Source organism: Microbacterium sp. Cr-K32 (genome assembly GCF_000708345.1).
In the GTDB taxonomy this organism is placed as follows: domain Bacteria; phylum Actinomycetota; class Actinomycetes; order Actinomycetales; family Microbacteriaceae; genus Microbacterium; species Microbacterium maritypicum_A.
In genome coordinates this window covers 330826-342586 of record NZ_JARD01000028.1, presented here as the reverse complement: position 1 = coordinate 342586, position 11761 = coordinate 330826, and the positions used below count along the sequence as shown (strand labels likewise).

At 67.1% G+C, this 11761-nt stretch carries 13 protein-coding genes; 8 read left to right on the top strand and 5 right to left on the bottom strand.

The window, feature by feature from the left end:
* Window positions 1-63: 63 nt before the first annotated feature.
* Complete coding sequence (locus GZ64_RS0116110) at window positions 64-891, top strand: SDR family NAD(P)-dependent oxidoreductase (protein ID WP_021201280.1); 828 nt, start codon at window positions 64-66, stop codon at window positions 889-891.
* A gap of 133 nt (window positions 892-1024) precedes the next feature.
* On the opposite strand, the gene GZ64_RS20235 is transcribed toward GZ64_RS0116110, so the two are convergent.
* Window positions 1025-2041, bottom strand: coding sequence for a GNAT family N-acetyltransferase (locus GZ64_RS20235; RefSeq protein ID WP_231479917.1), 1017 nt, complete (start codon window positions 2039-2041; stop codon window positions 1025-1027).
* Between the two features lie 2 nt (window positions 2042-2043).
* Complete coding sequence (locus tag GZ64_RS0116095) at window positions 2044-2355, bottom strand: NIPSNAP family protein (protein WP_021201278.1); 312 nt, start codon at window positions 2353-2355, stop codon at window positions 2044-2046.
* A gap of 77 nt (window positions 2356-2432) precedes the next feature.
* Here GZ64_RS0116095 and GZ64_RS0116090 point away from each other — a divergent pair, with 77 nt between their 5' ends.
* Together GZ64_RS0116090 and GZ64_RS0116085 are read left to right on the top strand one after the other, a co-directional pair.
* On the top strand, window positions 2433-3326 hold the full coding sequence (locus GZ64_RS0116090; protein ID WP_021201277.1) for a formylglycine-generating enzyme family protein: 894 nt from the start codon (window positions 2433-2435) through the stop codon (window positions 3324-3326).
* An 85-nt stretch (window positions 3327-3411) separates the two neighbouring features.
* A complete protein-coding gene (locus GZ64_RS0116085; RefSeq protein WP_029267611.1) occupies window positions 3412-4911 on the top strand; it encodes an arylsulfatase in 1500 nt (499 codons plus the stop codon).
* Between the two features lie 56 nt (window positions 4912-4967).
* Here GZ64_RS0116085 and GZ64_RS0116080 read toward each other — a convergent pair whose 3' ends face one another.
* The 3 genes from GZ64_RS0116080 to GZ64_RS0116070 all read right to left on the bottom strand — a co-directional run bounded on the left by GZ64_RS0116080 (window position 4968) and on the right by GZ64_RS0116070 (window position 6889).
* Window positions 4968-5654, bottom strand: a complete 687-nt coding sequence (locus GZ64_RS0116080) for a Fic/DOC family protein (RefSeq protein ID WP_081859777.1) — start codon at window positions 5652-5654, stop codon at window positions 4968-4970.
* Window positions 5641-5814: an antitoxin VbhA family protein gene (locus GZ64_RS19525; RefSeq protein WP_168441008.1), complete on the bottom strand. Its 174-nt coding sequence runs from the start codon at window positions 5812-5814 to the stop codon at window positions 5641-5643. Before GZ64_RS19525 ends, GZ64_RS0116080 begins: the two co-directional genes overlap by 14 nt.
* Before the next feature lie 61 nt (window positions 5815-5875).
* A complete protein-coding gene (locus tag GZ64_RS0116070; RefSeq protein ID WP_029267606.1) occupies window positions 5876-6889 on the bottom strand; it encodes a LacI family DNA-binding transcriptional regulator in 1014 nt (337 codons plus the stop codon).
* A gap of 126 nt (window positions 6890-7015) precedes the next feature.
* Between GZ64_RS0116070 and GZ64_RS0116065 the strand changes: the two genes are divergently transcribed.
* Genes GZ64_RS0116065 through GZ64_RS0116045 form a run of 5 tightly spaced genes read left to right on the top strand, consistent with a single transcriptional unit; the run spans window position 7016 to window position 11742 of the window.
* The gene (locus GZ64_RS0116065; RefSeq protein WP_197020539.1) at window positions 7016-8251 is read left to right on the top strand and encodes an amino acid ABC transporter substrate-binding protein; all 1236 of its coding nucleotides are present in this window, start codon (window positions 7016-7018) and stop codon (window positions 8249-8251) included.
* Window positions 8252-8258: 7 nt separating this feature from the next.
* On the top strand, window positions 8259-9143 hold the full coding sequence (locus tag GZ64_RS0116060; RefSeq protein WP_029259909.1) for a branched-chain amino acid ABC transporter permease: 885 nt from the start codon (window positions 8259-8261) through the stop codon (window positions 9141-9143).
* On the top strand, window positions 9127-10242 hold the full coding sequence (locus GZ64_RS0116055) for a branched-chain amino acid ABC transporter permease (RefSeq protein WP_231479916.1): 1116 nt from the start codon (window positions 9127-9129) through the stop codon (window positions 10240-10242). Before GZ64_RS0116060 ends, GZ64_RS0116055 begins: the two co-directional genes overlap by 17 nt.
* A complete protein-coding gene (locus tag GZ64_RS0116050; RefSeq protein WP_029267597.1) occupies window positions 10239-11000 on the top strand; it encodes an ABC transporter ATP-binding protein in 762 nt (253 codons plus the stop codon). Before GZ64_RS0116055 ends, GZ64_RS0116050 begins: the two co-directional genes overlap by 4 nt.
* Window positions 10990-11742, top strand: coding sequence for an ABC transporter ATP-binding protein (locus GZ64_RS0116045; RefSeq protein WP_029267595.1), 753 nt, complete (start codon window positions 10990-10992; stop codon window positions 11740-11742). The genes GZ64_RS0116050 and GZ64_RS0116045 overlap by 11 nt, the downstream gene beginning before the upstream one ends.
* Window positions 11743-11761: the final 19 nt, after the last annotated feature.

Genomic DNA, 11761 nt, shown 5'->3' with positions numbered 1-11761 from the left:
CATGCGTCAGTCCAGGGTCGTGACCGTCAGGGGATTCCGGACCGCGGGTCGTAGAGTCGCCTGATGAACGACATCGCACTGATCACCGGCACCTCGTCCGGAATGGGACTCCACGCCGCCGTCGAACTGGCACGACGAGGCCTGCACGTCGTCGCGACCATGCGCGACACCGGGAAGGCCGGGGCGTTGCGGGACGCTGCGGCCGAGGCGGGCGTCGAGGTCGACGTGCGCGCCCTCGATGTCGTGGATCATGCGGCCGCGGCCCGGCTGGTGGCCGAGATCGAGGCGGAGCTCGGCGGCATCCGCGTCCTGGTGAACAACGCCGGACAGGGGAACGTCGCCACCGCCGAGCAGCTGACGATGGAGCAGATCCAGGCGCAGCTCGACATCAACTACCTGGCGCCGGTCAACCTCGCCAAGCTCGTGCTGCCGGGGATGCGCGAGCGTGGCAACGGCCGCATCCTCACCGTGACGAGTGTCGGCGGGGCGGTCGGCCAGCCGTTCGCCGACGCCTACTGCGGGGCGAAGTTCGCCGTGGAGGGCTTCATGCAGTCGCTCGCGGTGGTCGCCGAGCGCTTCGGTGTCGGGATCAGCGTGATCGAGCCAGCCGCGGTCGCCAGCGCCTTCGTCGAGAACGCGATCCGGCCGGAGAGCGGTGGTCCCTACGGTTCGCTCCTGGATGCGTACATCGCGCGCAGCACCGGGGCCTTCGCGAACGCGCAGTCCGCCGAATCCGCGGGGGCGGCGATCGCGGCGGCAGTCCTCTCCGACGAATACCGCTTTCGCTGGCAGAGCTCGGAGGGGGCGACGCGGTTCGTCGGCGTCTCGCTCGCCGACACCGACGGCAGCGGCGTGCTCGGCTTCACGCGATCGTGGATCGCGGCGGGCTGATCACTCCGCCCGCACGCGCTCGTCGATCGCGCGCGGTCGCCGGTCGGGCCTCGTCTTGACCGCAGCCCGGCGCCGGCACCTCCGACCCGGATCCGACGGCACTTCCGAAGAACCCGCGTCGGAGCAGCGGCGATCAGCGGTCGCTCTCCAGGGCGAACGTGTTGCCATCGGGGTCTGCGAACCACACGATCCGACCTCCGCCGGCCCTCGCCGTGATGCCCCGAGCATCGTGGCTGAGTCCGTCGTAGCGCAGGAAATCGAGGTCGTTCGCCGCGAGCTCGTCGACGACCTGATCCAGGTCGTCGACGTGCCAGGTCGCGACGGTCGCCTGCGAGGTGCCTGCGGTCGTCGACTGATAGACGTGCAATGCCTCGTCGCCGCCTGAGCGATAGACGCGACTGCCACCCGAGATCCGCGCGCTCGGACCCGACCGTGCCAGGGGGAGCCGCAGAGTGCCCTCATAGAAGGTGACGGCGCGGTCGATGTCCGACACGGCGACGGACGCGTGCAATGGGAAGTCGCTCAGGTGCCTCGGAACCGCGGTTCTCTCGGGGCGATCCGCGATGTCAGCGGCTTCGGGAGCGGCGGGCCGCTCGTCGGTGCTCAAGACCGACATGAGGATCGAGTCGACCCACTCGCCGTCCCAGAACAGCGTGTCGCGTTGGCGGCCCTCGTACCGGAACCCTGCCTTTTCGTAGGAGCGCTGCGCGCGGGGGTTGAACGAGAAGACGTCGAGACTCACGCGGTGAAGCCCGATGCGGTCGAACGCGTGATCGAGAACGGCGCGGGTCGCCTCGGTGCCGAAGCCGCGCCCGAGCCGGCCGGGATTCAGCGCGATGCGGAAGTTCATCGACGCATCGTCCGACTCCAGCTCGTTGAGGACGATCTCGCCGACGTACTCCTCGGAGCCGAGCTCGATGATCGCCCAGTCGGCGCGGTCGTCGCGGTCGGCGAGGGAATCGAGGTGTCGCACCACCGCCTCGCGGGTGAACACCTGACGCGTGCCCGTGAGCCGCATGCTCTCGTCGTCGAGCAACCCTTCCCACACGCCGTCGAGGTGGGCGACGCCCAGGGGTTCGAGGCGAAGTCGCGGGGTCGACAGCGTGGCGACGTCCGTGAGCGCCGAGACGTCGACGGCCGGCGGGTTCATGCCTACACCCCCTCGAAGACCGGACTGAGGAAGCGGCGCTCATAGCGGCGGATGCACCGCGTCCTGCGCGCGAAGTCGAACGCCTCGACGCACTCCGGGTCGGTCTTCGAGGCCGTCCGGTAGACCTCGTACTCCGCGAGGGACGGGAAGGTGAACAGTGCGAAGGCCTCGTCGCTGTCGCCTTCGCTCGGCAGGAAGTAGCCGTGGTGGGTGCCGCCGTGCTTCTCCACGAGCCGGATCCAGGTGCGCCCGTACTCGGTGAAGTCGTCCAGCTTGTCGGGGTCGATCTCGTAGCGCAGATGAACGGTGATCATGCGGATGATCTTTCCAGATCGGTCCGGATGTCGCAGAGCCCGGACACTACGCTGAGCACGTGACGAACGCGCGCGATATGGTCCACATCCCGGGCGGGACCTTCCTGATGGGGTCAGACGACTTCTATCCCGACGAGCGCCCGGCGCACCGGCGTGAGGTCGCTTCGTTCTTCATCGACCGCTACCAGGTGACGAACGCACAGTACGCCGAGTTCGTCGACGCCACCGGGTACGTCACCGTCGCCGAGCGCGAGCTCGATCCTGCCGCGTTCCCCGGCGCCGATCCCGCCGATCTCGTGCCGGGCGCGATGGTGTTCACACCGACCTCCGGGCCGACGAACCTGGGCGATTGGCGCAATTGGTGGCGCTGGCAGCCCGGCGCGTACTGGCGTCGTCCGTTCGGACCCGACTCGACGATCGACGATCGCCTGCAGCATCCGGTCGTGCATGTCGCGTTCGAAGACGCGGTCGCCTACGCCGACTGGGTGGGGATGCGGCTGCCCACCGAAGCCGAGCACGAGTACGCGGCACGCGGGGGAGTGGACGGCGCCCCCTTCGCCTGGGGCGACGAGGCCTACCCGGGCGGCATCGCCCAGGCGAACTCGTGGCTCGGACGTTTCCCCTACGACAACCAGGGCGTGGGAGGTACGGCGCCGGTCGGCTCGTACCCCCCGAACGGCTACGGCCTCTACGACATGATCGCGAACGTCTGGGAGTGGACGACCGACTTCTACACCCCTCGGCACATCCGCCTCTCCGACACCCCCGTCGACGCCGGCAAGCGCACCAACCTGCTCGCCGTCGCCAGCGCGCAGGAGGGTTTCCCCGACATCCCGCGCCGCGTGCTCAAGGGTGGGTCGCACCTCTGCTCACCGGACTACTGCCTGCGCTTCCGCCCGGCTGCGCGCTCGCCGCAGGCCGAGGACACCGGTATGTCGCACATCGGATTCCGTCTCACCCGCTCCGAGTGAGGCGCCCTGGGCACAGCCGCGAGAAGGTGCTTGGCTTCGAGCGAGGGCGATCGCCCCGTCTCACGCGTCGAAGCAAGGAGTCGTCATGGCTGACAAGCCCAACATCCTCATCATCTGGGGCGATGACATCGGCATCAGCAACCTGAGCACGTACTCCGACGGCCTCATGGGCTATCGAACGCCGAACATCGACCGTATCGCCGACGAGGGTGTGAAATTCACCGACTACTACGGCGAGCAGAGCTGCACCGCGGGGCGCGCGGCCTTCATCACCGGCCAGAACCCGTATCGCACCGGACTCACCAAGGTCGGGATGCCGGGGGCGAAGCTGGGTCTGCAACCCGAAGACCCCACGATCGCCGACGCGCTCAAGCACCACGGCTACGCCACCGGGCAGTTCGGCAAGAACCACCTCGGTGACCGTGACGAGCATCTGCCGACCGCGCACGGCTTCGACGAGTTCTTCGGCAACCTGTACCACCTCAATGCCGAGGAGGAGCCGGAGCACCCCGACTATCCGACCGACGAGGAATTCCCGGGCTTCAGTGAGAAGTTCCGCCCGCGGGGTGTGCTCCACTCGTGGGCGAACGAGGACGGCACCCAGCGGATCGAGGACACCGGTCCGTTGACGAAGAAGCGCATGGAGACCGTCGACGAGGAGTTCCGCGATGCGGCCGCCGACTTCATCCGCGCCCAGGCCGAGGATGATACGCCCTTCTTCGTCTGGTTCAACTCGACGCACATGCACTTCCGCACCCACACCAAGAAGGAGAGCAAGGGGCGGGCCGGGCGTTGGCAGTCCAACTATCACGACACGATGCTCGACCACGATGACGTCGTGGGGAGTCTGCTCGATCTGCTCGACGAGCTCGGGCTCGCCGAGAACACGATCGTCATGTACTCCACCGACAACGGCCCGCACATGAACAGCTGGCCGGATGCGGGTATGACCCCGTTCCGCAATGAGAAGAACTCCAACTGGGAGGGCGCGTACCGCGTGCCCGCGATGGTCCGCTGGCCCGGACACATCCCCGCCGGTACGACGCTCAACGGCATCGTGAGCCACAACGACTGGTTCGTCACGCTGTTGGCCGCCGTCGGAGACACCGATATCGCCGAGCGGTTGAAGGCGGGAACAGAGCTGCACGGCACGGACTTCACGGTGCACCTGGACGGGAACAACCAACTGGACTACATAACGGGTGCCGTCGAGCACAGCCCACGTCGACACTTCTTCTACGTCTCGGACGACGGCGACCTCACGGCGCTGCGCTTCGAGAACTGGAAGCTCGTGTTCCTCGAGCAGCGTGCCGTGGGGACGCTGCAGGTGTGGCAGGAGCCCTACATCGAGCTGCGCTTCCCGAAGCTGTTCAACCTCCGCACCGATCCATACGAGCGTGCCGACATCACATCGAACACCTATTGGGATTGGGTGCTCGACCACGTCTTCCTGTTCGTCCCGGCACAGGCGTACGTCGCGCGGATGCTGCAGACGCTCGTCGAGTTCCCGGCACGGCAGGAATCGGCGTCGTTCACGATCAACCAGGTGATGGCGAAGCTGGAGTCGACGGCCGGCAACTCCTGACGGTCCACGACAGTCCCTCAGCCCGGGGTGGCTCGGACGAGGGGGGATCGGCTGGATCAGGCGTGCGTGCCTCGATCATCCGATCGATTGATCGAGAGGCGTCGTATCTCGTCGGCCGTCCAGCCGGCAGAGTCGAAGGTATCGGGTTCCGTGACGATCCTGTCGAACATAGAGATGAGGGGACGGAGGTCCTGGTCATCGGACCCGATTCGCGCGGCCAGGTGGTTCTCCTCGCCGTGGACCGGGCGCCAGTCGAGTTGCCAGCCCGCTTCGAGCGCAACGCGATTCCAGAAGATGCGCTGGGTCCGCCCATTCCCCTCGCGGAAGGGGTGGATGTAGTTGATCTTCTCGTAGTGGTAGGCGAGCCGCTCGACGAAGGAAGCGCGAGGCAGGCCGGCCAGGAAGTGATCGGCGGCGAGTTCGGAGAAGCAGATGCCGGACGCACGCTCGATGAAGCCGTAAGGGAGGAAACAGTCAGCGCCGGGAACGTTCTTGCGAACATCAACCGTGCGGAGACTCCCCGCCCAGTCATAGAGGTCTTGGAAGAGGTGCCGGTGGATTGCCTGGAGCTCCCGGAGATCGTTGGTCGGGGTGACAGGTGCATCGAGGAGCTGTAGCGCACGGGCGAAGGAGAGGTCGGCCTCAGCGGCGGCGAGCGTCTCGGCTGTTGCGGCTCCGACGAGGTTCCGGAGCACATTGCTGTGCGGAATCAGATAGGGGTCGGTGAACTCAGGAGAGTCCATACCGTGCGCGCACCCGATCCACGAGCTCATCCGAGTCGATCGTTCCTGCAACGTAGGAGTCGGCGTCAGCACGGGTCTCGGGCGTGACCTCCAGGCCCTCGATCTCTGCGCTGTGAATCGTGTCTTCGACCCGACGTGATCGAGCTTGAGCGATCGTCATGTCTGCCTCCCTCCGCCCCCTCATTCTAAGCGTCGCGTGAGACATCCGCGTGGGTGTCCGCTCAGCCGCGGGGCGGGCCCGACGACTGACGGATGATGAGCTCGTGCGCGGTCTCGATCGTCCGCGCCTCGTCGCTCGCGGGGCGGAGGATGAGGGAGACGGCGTGCTGGCCCATCTCGAACATCGGGATACGCGCGGTGGTGAGGGCGGGGGCCACGTCCGCGGCGACGGCGATGTCGTCGAAGCCCACGACCGACATCTCGTCGGGTACCCGGATGCCGTGCTGCCGCAGCTCGCTGAGGATGCCGATCGCCATCGCGTCGTTGAGCCCGACGATGGCGGTGACGTCGCGGTCGAGGAGCTCGCGGGCGCCTTCGATGCCGCCCTCGCGGGTGAATGCCTTGGACACCACCGTCAGCTCGACGCCGGTGCCGTCCGTGCCTTCACGCAGGCCCGCGATACGGTCGGCGACCGTGTTGAGGTCGAGTGGACCGGCGACGACGCCGATCCGGCGGTGTCCCCGTTCCGCGAGGTGCCGTCCGACGGAGACTCCGGCGCGCTGGTTGTCGGGCAGTACGGCATCGACCGGCAGGTGGTGGCGGCCGATGACCGCGGCACGGCCGCCGGCCAGGGTGAAGTCCAGCAGCGCCTCGGACATCCCCTGCTCGCGATCCGGATCGGCGTATCCCGATCCGGCGATGATGATCGACCCCACGCGTTGGCGCAGCAGCGACTTCACCTGCGCGAGCTCGCTGTCGGGCGTGCGGTCGGCCTGGGCGATCTGCACCGAACGGTTCTCGAGAGCCGCGCTGCGGATCACGCCGCTCGCGATGTCGGAGAAGTAGGGGTCGCCGATCTCGTGCACCACGAGGCCGATCGTCGGTACGAGCCCCCCGGCGAGGCCCCGTGCGTGCATGTTGGGTTCGTATCCCAGCTGCGTCGCGATCCCGCGTACATGCGCGGCCACCTCCGGAGAGATTCCGGAGCCGCCGGTCATGGCTCGTGACGCGCTCGCGAGCGAGACCCCGGCGGCTTCGGCCACATCGATGAGTCGTGGCGCCCCTTCACGCTTCACGAAACCTCCCCCATGGAGCAAGATCAACGCTGATTGCGCGGAAGGTTGCTCTTCGTTCTTCGGTCCCACTATAGTGGCGGAAGCGCTTACGAAAGCGCTTTCGCTACGATGACGTAGGAGACTCGGATGACTGCACCCAGATACGGTCGACGGATCGCTGCAGCGATCGGAACGCTGTCGATCGCCGCGCTCACGGTTTCGGCCTGCTCGGCGACCGGCGATCAAACCGAGGGGGGTGGCTCCGACGATCCGATCGTCATCGGCATCTCGCTGCCGCTCACGGGAGACTTCTCGGAGCCGGGCAAAGGCGTCGAGCGCGGTTACGAAGCCTGGCGCGACATCGTCAATGAGAACGGCGGCCTCCTGGGCCGACGGGTCGAACTGAAGATCCTCGACGACCAGTCCAACGCCGACCGGGTCGTCTCCGACTACGAATCGCTGATCGCGCAGGACGGGGTCGACCTCGTCTTCGGCCCGTTCTCCACACGTCTCGTCGTTCCCTCCGCCCGCGTCGCGCAGGAGTACGGGATGCTCTTCGTCGAGCCGGCCGGTGCCGCGGAGGAAGTCTTCGATCAGGGCTTCGACAACCTCTTCTACGCCGCTCCCGCCATCGCGAACGACCACTACAACAACCTCGCCGACTACCTGCTCGCGCTCCCGGAGGGCGAACGCCCGGAGACGGCAGCCGTCGCCTCGATGGACGACCCGTTCGCGCAGGGCACGGCCTACGGCCTCAGGGACAAGCTCGAGGATGCCGGCGTCGAGATCCTCGTGAACGAGGTGTACCCGCCGAACACCACCGACTTCTCCACCATCGCGGCGAAGATCGCGCAGTCGAACGCCGACATCGTGATCGGCGGCACGCAGTATCAGGACGCCGTCAACCTGATCATCGCGCTGCAGCAGCTCAACTATCAGCCGGAGCTCGCCGCATTCTCCACCGCTCCGACCAACCCCGAGTTCGCCGCCGCCATCGGCGGTGCGAGCGAGGGCATCCTCGCCCCCACCGGGTACTCGCCGAAGTCGCAGTTCCCCAGCAACATCGAGTTCGTCGAGAAGTACACCGAGATGCACGGCAACCCGCCGTCGGAGGACGAGGCCAACGCCTACACGACCGGTCAGGTCGTCGCCGCTGCGGTGGAAGCCGTCGGCTGTGCCGAGCAGGGCGAGTGCCAGCAGGAGCTCATCGACTGGCTGCGCGACAACGAGGTCGAGACCGTCGTCGGTCCGCTCAGCTGGGATGAGACCGGCAAGCCCACCGGCGCCCACCTCATCCAGCAGTGGATCGACGGCGAGATCCTGATCGTCCTCCCCGAGGACGTCAAGGAAGCCGACTTCCTCTTCCCGAAGCCGACGTGGTGATCCACCCGTGAGTGGATCACTGCTGCTGCAAAGCCTGATCCTCGGCGTCCTGCTGGGAGGGCTCTACGCCCTCCTGGCGGCCGGGCTCACGCTGTACTTCGGGATCATGCGCGTCGTCATGATCGCGCACTCGGCCTTCCTCATCCTGGCCGCCTACCTCGCGTGGTGGTTCAACCGGGAGACGGGCATCGATCCGCTCGTCTCGCTCATCGTCACCGTGCCCCTGTTCTTCGTGACCGGCGTCGTGATGCAGCGGCTGCTCGTCTCGCGACTCAAGCCGTTGACTCTGACCATGATGTCGGTGCTGCTCACCTTCGCCGTCGCGCTGATCATCGAGGGAGCTCTCGGGTTCTTCTTCACGGGGACCCAGCGCCGCATCCCGCTGCCGTACGCCAGCGCGAGCCTCGACTTCTTCGGCGCACAGGTGCCGGTGGTCAAGCTCATCGCGTTCGGTCTCGCGGCCGTGGCCCTCGCGCTCCTTTTCGTGCTGCTCAAGTACACGAAGTTCGGTCAGGCGCTGCGGGCGACGATCCAGCATCCCGAGGCTGCGCGGCTCGTCGGCATCAACACCGATCGGGTCGCCGGGTACGGATTCGGACTCGGGCTCGCCACCGCGGCGATCGGCGGCACCGCGCTCTCGCTCGACGCCACGATCTACCCCTCCCTGCACTGGCACTGGATCGGACCGCTCATGGCGATCATCGTCGTGGGCGGACTCGGCAGCATCCCCGGTGCCGCCATCGCCGCTCTCATCCTCGGAGTCGCGCAGAGCCTGCTCCAGCTTCCGCTGGGGCCGACGTGGGCGCAGACGGTGTTCTACGTCGCGCTCTTCGCCACGCTCATGTTCCGTCCGCAAGGTTTCTTCGGAGGTCGTCTTGCCCAGCGCTTCTAGCAGAGAGCCGATCGCCACCGAGACGGTCGTGATCGCTCCACCCGCCCCTGTGCGTCGCCCCTCCACGAAGTGGGTGGGCATCGTCCTCCTGATCGTCGGGGCCGCGCTCGTGCTCTCCTTCCCGACCATCGCCCCGAACCCGTACATCCTCTCGGCGGGCGTCGTGATCCTCAACTACGCCGTGCTGTCGACGGGGTGGAACTTCATGGGCGGATTCACGGGCTACATCTCCCTCGGGCATGCCGCGTACTTCGGGCTCGGCGCCTACGGCACCGGACTGCTGATCAAGTTCCTCGACCTTCCCGGGTTCGTGGCCTGGATCCTCGCCGCCGTGCTCGTCGTGATCATCGCGATCCCGATCGGCATCGCCGCCCTCCGGGTGCGTGGCGCCTCGTTCGTGATCGTCTCCATCGCCTTCGTGCTGATCATGCTGCTGGTGTTCCAGAGCTGGCGTGACGTGACCGGCGGATCCGAGGGACTGAACGTGCCACGTCCGTTCGACGTGCTGCGGCCGGAGCACCACCGCATCTTCTACTATCTGTTCGCCGGGCTGCTGGCCGCAGCTCTCGTGGTGTGGTGGATCATCGACCGGTCCAAGTTCGGAACGGCGCTCAAGTCGATCCGCGAGGACGAGGACAAGGCCCAGGCGCTCGGGGTGCCGACCACGCGGTACAAGCTCATCGCCTACGTGCTCTCGGCGCTGTTCGTCGCGCTCGGCGGCGGACTCTACGCGCTGTGGTTCGGCGATCTCGACCCGATCTTCCAGTTCTCGATCCTGATCGGCTCGTACATGGTGCTGATGGCGTTGCTCGGCGGGGTGCGGAATCTCTTCGGCCCGCTGCTCGGGGCCGTCGTCGTCGGCATCGCGCTCGAGTACTTCAAGCTCGAGTTCGGCGACACCCAGTTCCACCTCATCGCCACCGGCATCCTGCTCGGAATCGTCGTGCTCTTCATGCCCGACGGCATCATCCCGGCCGTGAAGGGGCTCTTCACCCGGAAGTCCCACGCGGCGTCGATCCGTGAGGTGACGGCCGGCGAACTGCTCGAACAGAACAAGACCCGAACAGCGGATGTCCCGACGAAGGAGACCTCGTCATGAACGCCCCCACCGCACAGTCCACGACGCTCGAGAGCCTGAGCACCGTCTCGATGACCAAGTCCTTCGGCGGCGTCACAGCGGTCGACGGTGCCACGGTCACGTTCCAGGAGGGCAAGGTCAACGGCCTGATCGGGCCGAACGGCTCGGGCAAGACCACCTTCTTCAACTGCGTGACCGGCATGATCAAGCCGGACTCGGGAGAGGTGCGCTACCGGGGGCAGGCGATCACCCGCAAGTCGCCTGACCGCATCGCCCGCGCCGGGATCGGACGCAGCTTCCAGCTGTGCCGGGTGTTCCCGCGCATGACGGTGATGGAGAACCTGCTCGTCGCGGTACGCAGTCCGAGCGTCTGGCATCAGCTCCGATCGGCAGCCGACCCGGACGAGTTGGAACGGGCGCGGGGATGGCTGCGACGCGTCGGCATCGACCACCTCGAGCACGCCGAGGCGCGCAACCTCAGCTACGGCCAGCAGAAGCTGCTGGAGCTCGCGGGGGTGCTCATGGCCGAACCCGACACGATCATGCTCGACGAGCCGGCGGGAGGCGTGAACCCCGCGCTCATCGGACGCATCGCCACCCTGGTGCGCGAGCTCAACGACGAGGGCAAGACGTTCATCATCGTCGAGCACAACATGGAGATGGTCATGAGCTTGTGCGACCACGTCGTGGTGTTCGACCGCGGGCGTCAGATCGCCGAGGGGACCCCGGCGATCATCCAGCAAGACCCCCGAGTCCTGGAGGCCTACCTTGGAGTCTGAAGCGAAGAATCTGCTCGAGCTGCGCGACATCGAGGCGGGCTACGGCCGTGCGGCGCTCGTGCTGCGCGGTCTCACCGTCGAAGTGCCGCCCGGGTCGGTGGTCTGCCTCGTGGGCCCCAACGGGGCCGGCAAGTCGACCGTGCTCAAGGTGGCCAGCGGCATGCTCAAGCCCCGGTCGGGGACGATCGAGGTCGACGGCCGAGACATCACGGGGGAGGGGCCGCAGTCGATGCTGCGTCACGGGCTCGCGCACGTGCTGCAGGGACACAGCGTGTTCCGCGAGATGACGGTCGGTGAGAACGTGATGCTCGGCGCCTTCACGCTCAAGGATCAGAAGGTCATCCAGGAGCGCGTCGAGTTCGTGCAGAGCCTCTTCCCCATCGTGGGGGAGCGGTGGAAGCAGCTCGCCGGCCTGCTCTCGGGCGGCCAGCAGAAGCAGGTCGAGTTCGCACGGTCGCTCATGGTCAGCCCCAAGGTCGTGCTCCTCGACGAGCCGTCGATGGGTCTCGACCCCAAGACCACCGAGAAGGTGTTCGAGCAGATCGTGCGCATGCGCGATGCGGGCACCGCCGTGCTGCTCGTCGAGCAGAACGCCCGGCGCGCGCTGGAGACCGCCGACATCGGGTGCGTCCTCGACCTCGGCCGCGTGCACATCTCAGGTCCGGCATCCGAGCTCCTGGCCGATCCGACCCTCGCCGCGCTGTATCTCGGCGGCAAGCCCGCCGTCCCCGACGCGGGATGAAACCCGGGCGGGAGGAGGC